The organism is Microbacterium sp. ER1 (assembly GCF_023383675.1).
In the GTDB taxonomy this organism is placed as follows: Bacteria; Actinomycetota; Actinomycetes; order Actinomycetales; family Microbacteriaceae; genus Microbacterium.
Window position 1 is genome coordinate 502,216 of the sequence record NZ_QCXO01000138.1, and the last position, 14,690, is coordinate 516,905.

Annotated in this window: 13 protein-coding genes; 4 read left to right on the top strand and 9 right to left on the bottom strand. The window is 70.3% G+C overall.

From position 1 onward, the window contains the following. Window positions 1–103 precede the first annotated feature (103 nt). From infB to BV453_RS15830, 4 genes are all read right to left on the bottom strand, one after another. Window positions 104–2,836: a translation initiation factor IF-2 gene (infB, locus tag BV453_RS15815; RefSeq protein WP_062634951.1), complete on the bottom strand. Its 2,733-nt coding sequence runs from the start codon at window positions 2,834–2,836 to the stop codon at window positions 104–106. A 94-nt stretch (window positions 2,837–2,930) separates the two neighbouring features. Continuing rightward, window positions 2,931–3,185, bottom strand: coding sequence for a YlxR family protein (locus BV453_RS15820; RefSeq protein ID WP_081811550.1), 255 nt, complete (start codon window positions 3,183–3,185; stop codon window positions 2,931–2,933). A 62-nt stretch (window positions 3,186–3,247) separates the two neighbouring features. After that, entirely contained in the window at window positions 3,248–4,231 is a 984-nt protein-coding gene (gene nusA / locus BV453_RS15825; protein ID WP_249522021.1) for a transcription termination factor NusA, read from the bottom strand. Window positions 4,232–4,420: 189 nt separating this feature from the next. Then, window positions 4,421–5,461 (bottom strand): TIGR00730 family Rossman fold protein, encoded by a 1,041-nt coding sequence (locus tag BV453_RS15830; RefSeq protein WP_025103176.1) that lies wholly within the window; start codon window positions 5,459–5,461, stop codon window positions 4,421–4,423. A 134-nt stretch (window positions 5,462–5,595) separates the two neighbouring features. Between BV453_RS15830 and BV453_RS15835 the strand changes: the two genes are divergently transcribed. Beyond that, entirely contained in the window at window positions 5,596–6,099 is a 504-nt protein-coding gene (locus BV453_RS15835; protein WP_126894549.1) for a pyridoxamine 5'-phosphate oxidase family protein, read from the top strand. Window positions 6,100–6,117: 18 nt separating this feature from the next. Here the strand turns inward: BV453_RS15835 and BV453_RS15840 are convergent, their stop codons facing one another. Then, the gene (locus tag BV453_RS15840; RefSeq protein ID WP_249522022.1) at window positions 6,118–7,878 is read right to left on the bottom strand and encodes a proline--tRNA ligase; all 1,761 of its coding nucleotides are present in this window, start codon (window positions 7,876–7,878) and stop codon (window positions 6,118–6,120) included. Window positions 7,879–7,917: 39 nt separating this feature from the next. Continuing rightward, a complete protein-coding gene (locus tag BV453_RS15845; protein ID WP_126894547.1) occupies window positions 7,918–8,688 on the bottom strand; it encodes an isocitrate lyase/phosphoenolpyruvate mutase family protein in 771 nt (256 codons plus the stop codon). 78 nt (window positions 8,689–8,766) lie between these two features. On the opposite strand from BV453_RS15845, the gene BV453_RS15850 reads away from it, so the two are divergent. The 3 genes from BV453_RS15850 to BV453_RS15860 all read left to right on the top strand — a co-directional run bounded on the left by BV453_RS15850 (window position 8,767) and on the right by BV453_RS15860 (window position 12,087). Continuing rightward, a complete protein-coding gene (locus tag BV453_RS15850) occupies window positions 8,767–10,179 on the top strand; it encodes an RNB domain-containing ribonuclease (protein ID WP_249522023.1) in 1,413 nt (470 codons plus the stop codon). Between the two features lie 156 nt (window positions 10,180–10,335). Beyond that, window positions 10,336–11,373, top strand: a complete 1,038-nt coding sequence (locus BV453_RS15855; protein ID WP_025103171.1) for a hypothetical protein — start codon at window positions 10,336–10,338, stop codon at window positions 11,371–11,373. 21 nt (window positions 11,374–11,394) lie between these two features. Further along, window positions 11,395–12,087, top strand: coding sequence for a hypothetical protein (locus BV453_RS15860; protein ID WP_025103170.1), 693 nt, complete (start codon window positions 11,395–11,397; stop codon window positions 12,085–12,087). Between the two features lie 90 nt (window positions 12,088–12,177). On the opposite strand, the gene BV453_RS15865 is transcribed toward BV453_RS15860, so the two are convergent. From BV453_RS15865 to ispG, 3 genes are read right to left on the bottom strand one after another with little or no spacing between them, the layout of a single operon-like run. Then, a complete protein-coding gene (locus BV453_RS15865) occupies window positions 12,178–13,044 on the bottom strand; it encodes a hypothetical protein (RefSeq protein WP_249522024.1) in 867 nt (288 codons plus the stop codon). Between the two features lie 51 nt (window positions 13,045–13,095). Continuing rightward, a complete protein-coding gene (locus tag BV453_RS15870) occupies window positions 13,096–13,428 on the bottom strand; it encodes a nuclear transport factor 2 family protein (protein ID WP_249522025.1) in 333 nt (110 codons plus the stop codon). Window positions 13,429–13,441: 13 nt separating this feature from the next. After that, the gene (ispG, locus tag BV453_RS15875; protein ID WP_025103167.1) at window positions 13,442–14,572 is read right to left on the bottom strand and encodes a flavodoxin-dependent (E)-4-hydroxy-3-methylbut-2-enyl-diphosphate synthase; all 1,131 of its coding nucleotides are present in this window, start codon (window positions 14,570–14,572) and stop codon (window positions 13,442–13,444) included. Window positions 14,573–14,690: the final 118 nt, after the last annotated feature.

A 14,690-nucleotide genomic window follows, 5' to 3' on the forward strand; every position in this document is an offset into this window, starting at 1 on the left:
TTCCTTCTCCCACCTCTGTGCGTCGCGGTTCCCAGCGAACCGCGGAGGCGGCTGCCTCCTCCCCCGTCACGGGAGGAGGAGGCAGCCGCCGCAGTCGTGCGGATCAGCCGCGCGGCTTCTCCACCATCTCGGTCGTCTCGATCTCGTCGCCGACCTGGATGTCGTTGTACTTGCCGAGGCCGATACCGGCCTCGTAGTCCGTCCGCACCTCGGTGACGTCGTCCTTGAACCGGCGCAGCGACTCGATGGCGAGGCCATCGGCGATGACGACGCCGTCGCGGATGACGCGGGCCTTCGCGTTGCGCGTGATCGTCCCGGACCGCACGATGACACCGGCGATGTTGCCGAACTTCGAGGAGCGGAACACCTCGCGGATCTCGGCGACACCCGACTGGACCTCTTCGTACTCCGGCTTGAGCATGCCCTTGAGCGAGCTCTCGATCTCGTCGATCGCGTTGTAGATGACGGAGTAGAAACGGATGTCCACGCCCTCACGCTGAGCACGCTCGCGCGCCTTCGTGTCGGGGCGGACGTTGAAGCCCACGATGATCGCGTTGTCGATCGTCGCCAGGTTCACGTCGGACTCGGTGATCGCACCGACACCGCGGTGGATGATGCGCAGCTGCACCGAGTCGTCGACCTCGATCTTGAGGAGCGACTCCTCCAGCGCCTCGACGGCACCGGAGACGTCACCCTTGATGATGAGGTTGAGCGACTCGACCTTGCCCTCTTCGAGAGCACGGGTGAAGTCCTCGAGCGAGATGCGCTTGCGAGCCTTGGCCAGCTGCGCGTTGCGCTCGACGGCTTCGCGCTTCTCCGCGATCTGACGCGCCATGCGGTCTTCCTCGGTGACGATGAAGACGTCGCCGGCGCGGGGCACGGAGTTCAGACCCTGCACCTGGACCGGACGGGACGGCGCGGCCGCCTCGACGATCTCGCCGTTCTCGTCGATCATCGCGCGGACACGGCCGTAAGCGGTGCCCGCCACGATCGCGTCGCCGACCCGGAGGGTTCCGGACTGGATCAGCACCGTCGCGACCGAACCGCGGCCCTTGTCGAGCTTCGCCTCGATGGCGACACCGCGAGCGGCCTTGTTCGGGTTGGCGGTCAGGTCGAGACCGGCGTCCGCCGTGAGCAGCACCGCGTCCAGGAGCTCCTGGATGCCGGTGTTGGCACGGGCCGAGACGTCGACGAACATGACGTCGCCGCCGTACTCCTCGGCCACCAGACCGTACTCGGTGAGCTGCTGACGCACCTTGGCCGGGTTGGCCTCGGGCTTGTCGACCTTGTTCACCGCGACCACGATCGGCACGTTGGCTGCCTGGGCGTGGTTCAGCGCCTCGACCGTCTGCGGCATGATGCCGTCGTCGGCCGCGACCACGAGGATCGCGAGGTCGGTGACCTGCGCACCACGGGCACGCATGGCGGTGAACGCCTCGTGACCGGGGGTGTCGATGAACGTGATCGCCCGCTCGATGCCCTCGTGCTCGGTCCAGACCTGGTAGGCACCGATGTGCTGGGTGATGCCGCCGGCCTCACCCTCGATGACGTTGGTCTGGCGGATCGCGTCGAGGAGGCGCGTCTTACCGTGGTCGACGTGACCCATGACGGTGACGACCGGGGGACGGATCTCGAGGTCGTCCTCGCTCTCCTCCTCCAGCTCCTTCTCGAGGTCGAGACCGAAGCCCTCGAGGAGCTCCTTGTCCTCGTCCTCGGGCGAGACCATCTGGACCTTGTATCCCAGCTCCTCACCGAGGACCTCGAACGTGGCCTCATCCAGCGACTCGGTGGCCGTGGCCATCTCGCCGAGGTTGAAGAGGATCGTGACGAGGGTGCCCGGCTGCACGGTGTAGCCGGTCAGGGCCTCGATCTTGTCGGCGAAGTCCGCGATGGAGGCACCGCGACGCATGCGGATCGTCTCGCCGTTGCCACGGGTGACGTTGACGCCACCGACGACCGGGGCGCTCCGCATCTCGAACTCTTGCCGCTTCGCCCGCCGCGACTTGCGCTGCTTGCTCTTGCCGCCGCCCTTGCCGAAGGCACCGGCCGTACCGCCGCCGGGACCACGGCCACGACCGCCACCACCGGGACGACCGGCGAAACCGCCGCCGGGACGGGGACCCGCACCGGGACCGCCACCGCCGCCGGGACGACCGGGGCCGCCCGTACGCTGCTGGAACGGAGCACCGGGACGACCGCCCTGACCACCACGAGGTGCGCCGGGTCGCGGCGAGCCGGGACGCGGGGCACCCGGGCGCGGAGCACCGGGACGGGGCGCCTGCGGACGCGGGATGTTGCCGGGGGTCGGGCGCTGGCCCATCCCCTGCGCCGAGGCGAAGGGGTTGTTGCCGGGACGGGGACCCGCGGGACGCTGGCCCATGCCCTGTGCGGACGAGAACGGGTTGTTGCCGGGGCGGGGCGCGCCGGGCTTCGGGGCGTTGCCGTCACCGGAGGACGGTGCGGCCGGAGCCGGAGCCGACGGCTTCGCGGGCGCCGACGGCGCCGGAGCCTTCTCCGCCGCGGGGGCGGGCGCCGGGCTCGGAGCGGGTGCGGCCGGAGCTGCAGGACCCGGCTTGGGGCCGGGCTTCGGACCGGGGGTGGGCGCCGAGGACTTCGGTGCCGGCTTCGCGGCGGGCTTCGCCGCAGCGGGCTCGGAGGCCGCCTTCAGGGACGGGTCGGCCTCGATCGCGGCGCGCAGCTTGCGCGCCACCGGGGGCTCGACCGTCGAGGACGGGCTCTTCACGAACTCGCCGAGTTCCTTGAGCTTCGCAAGTGCGACCTTGCTGTCGACGCCGAGTTCGGCGGCGATCTCATGTACGCGTGGTTTACCAGCCACAATTCTCCTGTCTGGGTCGGTCTGCCCAGACAGGGCAGACCACTAGTCGCGGACGGGTCTCATTTCGAGCCGTTCACTTTGTTTCCATAGCTGTTCAGCCTTTGTTTCTTGGTGGGTGCTGTTCGAAGATCCGTGTGTCCAGCTGAGTGGTCACACGCAGTGCTCTTCCGAAAGCTCGACGCCGCAGAGCGGCTTCCATGCACTCGGGTGTCGGATGCACCCACGCGCCACGCCCCGGCAGGACAGCACGCTCATCGGGGATGAGGGTGTCGTTCTGGGCAACCACCCTGAGCAGAGTGGAGCGGGGAGCACGCGTGCGGCAACCGACGCACGTTCGTACGGGTTCCATCTTACACCTGCGTTCCGTCCGTCCTCGCCGCCACCGGGCGTGGCGTCGAGGACGGACAGGGATCAGTCGAGGACGCTGTCCGGCTGGATGTCGATCTTGGCGCCGGTGAGCTTGGCGGCCAGACGCGCGTTCTGACCCTCCTTGCCGATGGCGAGCGACAGCTGGTAGTCCGGCACGAGGGCGCGGACGGCCTTGGTGCTCGCGTCGAGGACGAACGAGCTCGTGACCTTCGCCGGCGACAGCGCGTGCGCCACGAACGTGGGCAGGTCGGCGTCGTAGTCGACGATGTCGATCTTCTCCCCCGCCAGCTCCTCCGTGACGGCCCGCACACGGCGCCCCATCTCGCCGATGCACGCGCCCTTGGCGTTGATGGCCGGGTCGTTCGCCTTCACCGCGATCTTGGTGCGGTGCCCGGCCTCGCGGGCCAGCGCGACGATCTCGACCAGGCCGGCCGCGATCTCGGGCACCTCGAGCGCGAACAGCTTGCGGACCAGGCCCGGGTGCGTGCGCGAGACGGTGATCTGCGGACCCTTGAGCCCCTTGGCGACGCTGGTGACGTAGACGCGCAGCCGGGACCCGTGCGTGTACTCCTCGCCGGGTACCTGCTCCTCGGGCGGGAGGATCGCCTCGACGGAGCCGAGGTCGACGCGGATCATGCGCGGGTTCGGCCCCTGCTGGATCACGCCGGCGACGATGTCGCCCTCCTTGCCCTTGAACTCGCCGAGGACGGCGTCGTCCGCGATGTCCCGGAGGCGCTGGCTGATGACCTGCTTGGCGGCGAATGCGGCGATGCGCCCGAAGTCGTCCGGCGTCGCCTCCTCCTCGCCGATGATCGCACCCTCGTCGTCGCGGACGACCTGGAGGACGGCGACGTGGCCGGTCTTGCGGTCGAGGTGCACGCGGACGCCCTCCGGCGTCGCGCCGTCGGGCGAGACGTGCTTGGAGTACGCGGTCAGGATCGCCTGCTCGATGATCGAGACGAGCTCGTCGAACGGGATCGCCTTCTCCTTCTCGATCCCTCGCAGCAGACTCAGTTCGATGTCCATGACGGCCTCCCTATTCAGCTCTCGTCGCGCCCGAATGCACGCGCGACATCCGTACAACGATACCGTGTGCCGCGCGCCCGGGCCATCCGGCCTCCGCCGGCACAGGCCGTCGCGAGGCAGCAGGCGCCCTTGCCGGAACCGGCCTGCCTCCGCGCGGCGGCCTGTCCCGGCGGACAGTCCCGCGCCTGGTCAGGCCTTCGGCGCGGACGGGAGGGCGTTGAGCGCGCCGATCAGACGGAAGAGGTTGCCCACCTGACGCTGATCCAGGTGCAGGGCGAGGCGCGGGAGGTCGAGGCGGTCGTCGTCGGCGACCTCCGGGGACCGGGGAGCCGTGCGCTCGATCCGCCCGGTCGACAGGAGTGCGGCGAAGGCGGTGTTGAGCTCCTCGATCTCGGCGTCCGTCGGCTCGGCCTTGAGCCGCAGCACGAGCGTGTCCCCGACCCACCGCAGCGAGTCGTAGTTGCGCCAGAACCCGGTGATCTCGGCGCGGGCCTCCTCGACCGAGTCGGTGATGACGACGCGATCGAAGTCCCCCGGGGAGATCACCCCCATCGGGGCGAGGTGCTCGTCGACGAAGCGCCGCATGCCCTGCCAGAACGATCCGCCCTTCTCGTCGAGCAGCACGATCGGCGTCGGCTCGGCCTTCCCGGTCTGCTGCAGGGTGAGCAGCTCGAACATCTCGTCGAGTGTGCCGAAGCCCCCGGGCAGGCAGATGAATCCGCTCGACTCCTTGATGAGCATGAGCTTGCGCGTGAAGAAGTACTTCATCGCGACGACCTGATCGCTTCCCGCGACGAGACTGTTCGCCTTCTCCTCGAAGGGGAGCCGGATGGAGACGCCGAGAGACAGCGCCGGCCCCGCCCCCTCGGCGGCGGCCTGCATGATCCCGGGGCCCGCGCCCGTGACGACCATCCAGCCGTCGTTCGCGAGCGCCGCCGCGACATCGCGCGCCTGCAGGTACAGCGGGTCGTCGTGGAGGGTGCGCGCGGAGCCGAACACCGTCACCTTCGGCACGCCGCGGAACGGGGCGAAGAGGCGGAACGCGTCGCGCATCTCGGCCAGGGCGGCGGAGGCGATCTTGAGGTCGAGGCGGTCGGTGTCGTCCTCACCGAGGAGCAGCGCCGTGCGGAGCATCCGCATCACGAGCCGGCGGTCCGAGGACACCCCCGCTTCGTCCAGCACATGGTTGATCTCGTCGCTCAGAGCGGCCGGCAGCGGTTCCTCGGTCATGCCCCCAGCGTCCCACGCGGCTTCCCGCCGACGGGACGCAACGCCGAGGACCCGCACCCCCGCGCTCCGCAGCACGGGCGGGACACGGTGTCAACGCCCGTGCGCTCGGTCGGCGGTGGCGCCACGATGGCGACATGACAGAGATCACCGGACCCGAGGCCCTCGCCCGCATCAAGGAGCTCGTGGAGGACATCGACTTCACCATGCTCACCACCACCGACCCGGACGGGAACCTCGTCAGCCGGCCGATGTCGACCAGGCAGATGGACGACGCCGGCGCCATCTGGTTCTTCACGGCGGAAGACACGGAGAAGGTCGAGGAGGCGCGCCGTCACCATGATGTCGGGCTGGCCTACTGCGACGCGAAGGGCATGCGCTACGTGTCCGTCGCCGGCACCGCAGAGGTCGTCCACGACCGCGCGAAGATGGAGGAGCTCTACTCCCCCTCCCTCGACATCTGGTTCGAGGACGGGCTGGACACGCCCGGCATCGCCCTGCTCGCGGTCACCCCGGTCGTCGTCGAGTTCTGGGAACCGGCGAAGGGCAAGGTGGCGATGGCCGCCGGGGCGCTCAAGGCGCTGGTGACCCGAGACACCCCGGACGACGACATCATGAACCACGGCCGCGTCACCTGCTGAGCGACCGAGAGCGCCGGGTCAGCGCGTGGCGGAGAGCCGCTCCACGGCCTCGGCGACCGAGACCGCCTCGCGCTCGCCCGTGCGACGGTCCCAGAACTCCACCTGGCCGTCGGCGGCGCCCCGGCCGACGATCACGATCTTCGGGACGCCGACGAGCTCCGCATCACCGAACTTGACCCCGGGAGAGACCTTCGGACGGTCGTCGTAGAGCACGTCGAGGCCTGCGGCTTCGAGCTGCGCGGAGAGGTCCTCCGCGACGTCGAAGGCGACCTGGTCGCGCCCGGCGGCGACGACCTGCACGTCGAACGGGGCGACCGAGGCCGGCCAGATGAGGCCCTTGTCGTCGTTGTTGAGCTCGGCGATGATCGCCAGGATCCGCGTGACGCCGATGCCGTACGACCCCATCGTGACCGTGACGAGCTTGCCGTTCTCGTTGAGGACCTTGAGGCCGAGCGCCTCCGCGTACTTCCGTCCGAGCTGGAAGACGTGACCGATCTCCATGCCGCGGGCGAGCTCTACCGGACCGGAGCCGTCGGGCGCCGGGTCGCCGGCGCGCACGTTCGCGATCTCCACGATGCCGTCCGCCTCGAAGTCGCGTCCGGCGACGACGGAGTGCGCGTGCTTCTGGTCGATGTTCGCGCCGGTGATCCAGCTCGTGCCCTCGCTCACGCGGGGGTCGACGAGGTAGCGGATGCCGGTCGCGGACTCCTCGCCCAGCACGGCGCCCGTGGGCGACCACGGACCGATGTAGCCCTTCACCAGGAGGGGGTTGTTCTCGAAGTCCTCGGCGGTGGCGGTCTCCACCTCGGCCGGCGCGAAGGCCACCTCGGCGCGCTTCTCGTCCACCTCGCGGTCGCCGGGGATGCCGACGATCACGAGCTCACGGGTGCCGTCGAGGTGCTTCAAGGCGAGGACCACGTTCTTGAGCGTGTCGGCGGCGGTGTACTCGCCGTCGAGCTCGCGGTTGCAGTGCGCCACGAGCGTCTCGATGGTCGGCGTGTCCGGAGAGTCGAAGACCACGGGGGCGCCGTCGGCGTCGAACGGGACCGGCGCGGGTACCGGGGTGCTGAAGGCCTCGACGTTGGCCGCGTAGCCGCCGGCACTGCGGACGAACGTGTCCTCGCCCACGGGGGTCGGGTGCAGGAACTCCTCGCTCCGCGAGCCACCCATGGCCCCGGCGTCGGCCTGCACGATGGCGTACTCGAGGCCCAGCCGCCGGAAGATGCGCTCGTACGCGTCCCGCTGTGCCTGGTAGCTCGCGTCCAGCCCCTCGTCGGAGGCGTCGAACGAATAGGCGTCCTTCATGGTGAACTCGCGGCCGCGGAGGAGACCAGCGCGCGGCCGGGCCTCGTCGCGGTACTTGTCCTGGATCTGGAAGATCGTCAGCGGCAGGTCCTTGTACGACGAGTACAGATCCTTCACGAGCAGCGTGAACGCCTCCTCGTGCGTCGGCGCCAGCAGGTAGTCCCCGCCCTTGCGGTCCTGGAGGCGGAACAGCAGATCGCCGTACTCGTCCCAGCGCCCAGTGGCCTCGTACGCCTCGCGCGGCATCAGCGCGGGGAAGTGCACCTCCTGCGCACCCGCGGCGGCCATCTCCTCGCGGATGACGGTCTCGATCTTCGCCTTGACGCGCAGGCCGAGCGGCAGCCACGCGAAGATGCCTGCCGCCTGCGGTCGGATGTACCCGGCGCGGATCAGCAGCTTGTGACTGGCGACCTCGGCACCGGCAGGATCTTCGCGGAGCGTACGGAGGAAGAAGTTCGAAAGACGAGTGACCACGGCTCAAGTGTAGTGAGCCGCGGTCACCCGCCTCGTCGCTCAGTTGAGGGCCGGGAGTCCCTGCGGCACGACACCGCCGCCGTAGAGGCTCTCCGCGAGCTCCTGCAGAGCCGTGAGCGCCACGCGCTGCGGCAGCGGACCGTAGGAGATGCGGGCCACGCCGAGCTTCTCGTACTCGGAGGCGGCGAGCGCGCCGGGGATGCCGATCACGCTGACCTTGCGCTCACCGATCCCCTCGACGAGCTGACGCGTGACGTTCGCGTCGAGGATGCCGGGGACGAAGACCGCGGTGGCGCCCGCGTCGAGGAAGGCGCGACCGCGCTGGATGGCATCCGCGATGCTCTGCTCCACGGGGCGCGATCCGGCGCGCACGAACGCGTCGGTCCGGGCGTTGAGGGCGAACGGCACGCCCTCGGCCTCCGCGGCCTTCACGATGGCCTCGACGACGGCGACCGATTCGTCGAGCGGCTTGAGGCGGTCCTCGACGTTCGCGCCGACGACGCCGGCCGCGATCGCGAGGCGGGTGGTCTCCCCCGCGTCGCCGTACCCGTCGTCCAGGTCGGCGGTGACGGGAACGGACACGGCCGCCGCGATCCGTCCGACCATGTCGATCATGACGTCGCGCGGGGTGTCCCCGTCGTCGTAGCCGAACGACGCGGCGATGCCGTGACCGGCGGTGGCGATCGCCTTCGTCTCCGGCAGCGTGGCGACGGCGCGTGCGGAGACGACATCCCACACGTTCACCACACGGAGGATCTCCGGGGCGTCATAGAGTTCGACGAGGGTCTGGGCCTTGGCAGCAGTGGTCATGTCCCCACGCTAGCGGCCGATGCGGGCACGCGGGCCGGCTGCGGCGGATCGTCCCGGTGCTCGACCTAGGCTGGCGGCATGCCCCAGCGCCGCTCGCATGTCTCCCCCTCCGCCGCTCAGACCGAGCTCGCCGCGGCGCTCTCCGCGCTGCGGGAGGCCCTGGACACGCCGACCGTGTTTCCCGCCGACGTGCTCGCCGAGGCGGAAGCGGCCTCGGCCACGACCCCGGAGCTCGACCTCACGGACATCCCGTTCGCGACCCTCGACCCGGCGGGCGCCCGTGACCTCGACCAGGCCTTCCACCTCGAACGCGACGGCGACGGCTATCGGGTGCGGTACGCCATCGCGGACGTGCCGGGTTTCGTCACCCCCGGTGGTGCCGTGGACGCGGAGGCCCGCCGACGGGGACAGACCCTGTACGCCGCGGACGGCACGATCCCGCTGCATCCGCCGGTGCTGAGCGAGGACCGCGTCTCCCTGCTCCCCGATGTCGACCGTCCCGCACTCGTGTGGACGTTCGCGCTGGATGCCGCGGGCACCGTGACCGACTTCCGGCTGGAGCGCGCCCTCATCCGGTCCCGTGCGCAGCTCGACTACGCGTCCACCCAGGAGGCGCTGGACCGGGGCGACGGCGGCCACGCGGCCCTGCTGCCGGAGATCGGTGCCCTCCGCCTCGAGCAGGAGCGTGGGCGCGGTGGAGCCAGCCTCAACGTCCCGGACGAGGAGGTCGTGCGCACCGAGGACGGCACCTATGCGATCGAGCGCCGCAGCCCCCTGCCCGTGGAGGAGTGGAACGCGCAGCTGTCGCTCATGACCGGGATCGCGGCCGCGACGCTCATGATCGACGCAGGCGTGGGCATCCTCCGCACGATGCCGGAGCCGGACGAGGCGGCTTTCGCGGCCTTCCGTCACCAGACGGAGGCGCTCGGGCGCCCGTGGACCGACGGCACGTACGGCGAGTACCTCCGCGGCCTCGACCGCTCCGACCCGATGACCCTCCCGGTGCTGGAAGCCGCCGCCTCGCTGTTCCGCGGTGCGGGGTACCTCGTGTTCGACGGGGAGCCGCCCGCCGACGCCGTGCAGGCCGCGATCGGCGCCCCGTACGCACATGCGACCGCTCCCCTCCGCCGGCTCGTCGACCGCTGGGTCCTCACCATCTGCCTCGCCGTGTCGACGGGACAGCCGGTGCCGGAGTGGGTGCGCTCCTCCCTCGGCGACCTCCCCGCGCTCATGCAGGACTCGGGCCGACGGGCGTCGCAGCTGGACGCGGACACCGTGAACCGCGTCGAGGCCGCGCTGCTCACGCCTCTGGTCGGGCAGACGGTCGAGGCGACGGTCATCGAGCTCCGGGGCGAGCGGGCCGCCGTCCAGATCGCGGAGCCCGCGGTCACGACGACCGCGGCGGTGGGTCTCGCCAGGCCCGGGGACGTGGTGCGGCTGCGCGTCGTGCGCGTGGACATCGCGACGGGCGAGATTGAGCTCGCCGTCTGACTCCGCCGGGTCAGGCGAGGACGCGGGATCAGGCGCTTACCGGCGCAAGAGCCTGTGCTGCCGCGTTCGCCTGATCCTCCACCAGCGTCAGCCTGAGACGAGACGGCCGTCGGCGCCTCTCGGGACGATGTCCGTGCTGGTCGGCATACTCGCTCCATGCCTTCCCTGCCGGTCGAATCCGTGACGCGTCCCCCGCTCGACCTCTTCGCGCTGGCCTCCTCGTTCGTGGAAGTCCCGGTGTCTTCCTGGCGCTCCGCCCCTTGGTGGTTTTTCCGCCTGTGCCTGGCGGTCTTCCTCTCCCTCGGCGCAGCCGCCGCGTTCACCGTTGTGCCGGCTGCGACCGCGAACGACATGTCCCTTCGCATGGGTATCGGGATCGGATGCTCGATGGCGACCGTCATCCTGCTGGTCACGCTTCTGACCGCGAACGGCTACAGTCGCGTGACCCGGTTCGCCCGGAAGGCGCGGCACCGGATCGGTGCCGCAGTACTGGGGCTGTCCGTCGCGTTCTCGCTGCTGCTGGCGATCGGCGCGGGTGCGGCGGCGCTGACACCGACGATCGGCCGGGACCCCCAGGTGCTGCTCCTGCTCGCCACGATCGCCGTGCTCGGCGCCTTCTGGGGGTGGACGGCCCTCATGCTGACTCCCCCTGTCCTCTCGACGGCCCCGACCGCAGACCTGCATCGGGCAGGACGGGCCTACACGGCGATGACCGCAGCGGCCGTGATCCTCGTGGTGTACACGTGTTGGTTCCTGAGCCCCCAGCTCGAGATCGCCGGCTCCTTCTCCGTGGCCCTCGTCGCTGTCGCTGCCTGCCTCGCCTGGCGCAACCGCGCCCTCGCCGCGATGGAAGCGCAGCGGCAGAGGATCCTGGCGATCCTCGACGACGGCATCGCCGTCCGCACGAGCGAGACACATCCGGACCCCCTCGCTTCCAGCCTTCTCCCGCTGCAGAGTGCGGTGAGTGTCAGCCCGTTCGCCCCGAACTCCCTCCTGAGCACACCGATGGCGGCCGCGTGGGAAGTGCAGATGATCCTCGCGTTCCTGGTCTGGGACTCCGGCGACGGCCCCTTTCCCCCGGACCTCGAGAAGCGGCGTGAACAGCTCGAGATCTGGCAGCACCTCCGCTCAGAGGAGCGAGAGCTCGCCATCCGGGGCTTCTTCCGCGCGTTGCGCCGGCGAATCGTCGCCTGAGCCGCCGGTTACCCTGTCGAGATGGATCAGGTCGAGCGGGTGGGGCGCTTCATCGCCGCGCGGTATCCGCGCGCACGCATCGCGATCGTCGCCGGGAGCACGGCCCGCGGCCAGCGCACGCGCACGAGCGACATCGACCTCCTGCTCATCGACGATGATCTCTTCACCGATCGCGCCCAGCAGAGCGAGGCCCTCACCTGCGAGTTCGAGGGCGAGATCTTCGAGGTCTTCGCCTACACGGCGGAAGGGTTCGAGACATGGGCGAACCGCGGCCTTGCGCAGCACCGACCCGTCATCGTGCACATGCTCGTGGAGGGCGTGCCGGTGCTCTCCGGGCCCGGGCTCGACGACCTGCGGGCCCGGTGGGGTGCGGTGCTCGCCGCCGGGCCCACGGTGGAGGACAGTGAGTCACGATTCCGGCGGTACGTGATCACCGATCTGCTCGACGACCTCCAGGACGCCACGGACCCGCTCGAGCAGCACGTCGTGGCCGGCCTGCTGTTCGAGCGCATCGCCGAGCTTATGCTGCTGACCGACGGGCAGTGGATCGGCTCCGGGAAGTGGCTCCCCCGACGTCTGCGCGCGTGGAGTCCCGAGCGCGCCGAGCAGCTCAGCGCTCCGCTGCTCGCCGGAGACATCCCGGGGTTCGCGGCGCGGGTCAGTGAGGAACTGGAACTCGCCGGTGGTCGGGTGCAGGCAGGGTTCGTGCGCTGACCTCATCGCGGGAACAGGCAGGCATGCGACAGCAGGCGACACCGGCCGCTGGCGCCTGTCCTCGCGCGAAGGCCTGAGGCGGGCGAGGGCTCAGGAGGCGGGAGTCGCGGTCGTCGTCATCACGAGGAGCTGCGGGTCGGACAGATCCAGAGTCACCGCGATGGCGGCGAATTCCGCGAGGGAACGGACGTGGGTGCCGCCGCAGAGGATCACGGCCTCGCCCTCGGGGAGGTCGCAGTGCCAGCGTCGCCGGTCGACGATGGTCGGTCCGTCCACCTCGATGCGGCTCGCGGCAGCGGAGGTGACCCATGCGGCGAGCTGTGCGTTGATGCGCTGCTCGCGGTCCGCCAGCGTGGCCGCGAACGTCTCGGTGTCGAAACCCGCGCGGCGCAGGCTCTTGCCGAGGCGGTACTCGTCGACGGCGCCGTCCTCGTGGATGCGGCTGGACTGGTTCGCCCGTCCCTCGAAGTCCGGGTTTCCCAGCGCATCCTCCCCCGGGTCCTTGCGCCAGAGGTCGGCGACCGCGAGATCCAGGGCGAGGGAGGCGAGGTGGCACGCGGTGTGACCGCGGCTGAGGCCGGCACGGTGCGCCTCGTCGACCGAGAGCGCCACGCGCGTTCCCTCCGCGAGCCAGGCGGGCGCGGCACCATCGAGACGGTGGCCCACCAGCCAGGTCCACCCCTCGGCCCCGCGCTTGACGGGGATCGCGCTGCCCACCGCGAACGCGCCGTCATCCGAGACGGCCGCCATGAGCGCCTCGGTCACGGGGACGGCTCCGGCATCGCCGGAGATGTCGCCGGTATCGCCGGGCTGATCGGGCCAGGTGTGATCGACGGGGTGGAACGGCGTGGCGTCGACGACGACCACCGTCCCGTCGGCGTCGTCCGCCACGCGGGTCACGACGGCGTCTCCGCGGAGGCTGCCGTCCGGGAACGTGACGATCGTGGGCGTGGTCATGGGGCTCCTCGGAGAGACGACGGAACGATGGTGCCGATCGGGCACGGGGTGTCAGTGGGACGGCGGGATCGTGAAGCTGGCGAGCCGGTCGCCGTCGACGACGAGGATCCCATCGGACTCGCCGTTGAAGACGCGACTGCTCCACGCGAACCGGATGCGCGTCGTGTCGCCGTCCGTGGTGGCCGAGAGCACGGTCATCCGCGCCCCGGCGCCGATCGCATCGCTGTCCGCCCAGCCGCGCACGCCGTCGGCACCGGCTTTCACGGTGCCCCAGTCGCTCACGAAGCCGTCCGCGGTGAACGCGGCGACGAAGGCGTCGGTGTCCCCGGCGTTGATCGCGTCGATCATGGCCTGGACCGGCGCAGGCAGCAGGATGTCGGACACGGCACTCCTCGGATCAGGCGGTGACGACCTGGGCGGTGCCGAGCGGAGCGTCCGGTCCCATCTCGGCGGCGATGCGGTTCGCCTCCTCGATGAGGGTGGCGACGATGTCGGCCTCCGGGACGGTCTTGATGACCTCGCCCTTGACGAAGATCTGGCCCTTGCCGTTGCCGGAGGCGACACCGAGGTCGGCCTCGCGTGCCTCACCCGGGCCGTTCACGACGCAGCCCATGACGGCGACGCGCAGCGGCACCGTCATCTCCTTGAGCCCCTCGGTGACGTCTTCCGCGAGCGTGTAGACGTCGACCTGAGCCCGACCGCACGACGGGCACGAGACGATCTCGAGCTTGCGCTCCCGGAGGTTGAGGGACTGGAGGATCTGGTGCCCGACCTTGACCTCCTCGGCCGGCGGCGCGGACAGCGAGACGCGGATGGTGTCGCCGATGCCCTCCCCCAGCAGGATGCCGAAGGCGGTCGCGCTCTTGATCGTGCCCTGGAAGGCCGGTCCCGCCTCGGTCACGCCGAGGTGCAGCGGCCAGTCGCCCCGCTCGGCGAGCTGACGGTAGGCCTTGACCATGACGACCGGGTCGTTGTGCTTGACCGAGATCTTGAAGTCGTGGAAGTCGTGCTCCTCGAACAGCGAGGCCTCCCAGACCGCACTCTCGACGAGGGCCTCCGGCGTGGCCTTGCCGTACTTCTCGAGCAGGCGACGGTCGAGCGAGCCCGCGTTCACGCCGATGCGGAGCGAGACGCCCGCGTCCTTGGCGGCCTTCGCGATCTCGCCGACCTGATCGTCGAACTTGCGGATGTTGCCCGGGTTCACGCGCACGGCCGCACAGCCGGCGTCGATCGCCTGGAAGACGTACTTCGGCTGGAAGTGGATGTCGGCGATGACCGGGATCTGGCTCTTCTTCGCGATGATGTGCAGCACGTCGGCGTCGTCCTGCGAGGGCACGGCGACGCGGACGATCTCGCAGCCGGAGGCGGTGAGCTCCGCGATCTGCTGCAGCGTCCCGTTGATGTCGGTGGTCTTCGTCGTCGTCATCGACTGCACGCTGACGGGCGCATCGCCGCCGACGAGCACCTTGCCCACCTTGATCTGACGGGACTTGCGACGCGGGGCGAGGACTTCGGGGACCTTCGGCATCCCAAGATTCACTGCTGGCACGATCCCAGCCTACGCCGCCCGGATGCGGAAGGGCTGGATGCGGCGGGTGTGGTAGTTTCGCCCCATGATCGCGCACATCACCTGGTGGCCCGCCTCC

Excerpts from the sequence above, each read along its gene's own strand:
- BV453_RS15820 (WP_081811550.1), bottom strand. The coding sequence starts at position 3,185 with ATGGAACCCGTACGAACGTGCGTCGGTTGCCGCACGCGTGCTCCCCGC.
- nusA (WP_249522021.1), bottom strand. The coding sequence starts at position 4,231 with ATGGACATCGAACTGAGTCTGCTGCGAGGGATCGAGAAGGAGAAGGCG.
- BV453_RS15830 (WP_025103176.1), bottom strand. The coding sequence starts at position 5,461 with ATGACCGAGGAACCGCTGCCGGCCGCTCTGAGCGACGAGATCAACCAT.
- BV453_RS15835 (WP_126894549.1), top strand. The coding sequence starts at position 5,596 with ATGACAGAGATCACCGGACCCGAGGCCCTCGCCCGCATCAAGGAGCTC.
- BV453_RS15845 (WP_126894547.1), bottom strand. The coding sequence starts at position 8,688 with ATGACCACTGCTGCCAAGGCCCAGACCCTCGTCGAACTCTATGACGCC.
- BV453_RS15850 (WP_249522023.1), top strand. The coding sequence starts at position 8,767 with ATGCCCCAGCGCCGCTCGCATGTCTCCCCCTCCGCCGCTCAGACCGAG.
- BV453_RS15855 (WP_025103171.1), top strand. The coding sequence starts at position 10,336 with ATGCCTTCCCTGCCGGTCGAATCCGTGACGCGTCCCCCGCTCGACCTC.
- BV453_RS15860 (WP_025103170.1), top strand. The coding sequence starts at position 11,395 with ATGGATCAGGTCGAGCGGGTGGGGCGCTTCATCGCCGCGCGGTATCCG.
- BV453_RS15865 (WP_249522024.1), bottom strand. The coding sequence starts at position 13,044 with ATGACCACGCCCACGATCGTCACGTTCCCGGACGGCAGCCTCCGCGGA.
- ispG (WP_025103167.1), bottom strand. The coding sequence starts at position 14,572 with ATGCCGAAGGTCCCCGAAGTCCTCGCCCCGCGTCGCAAGTCCCGTCAG.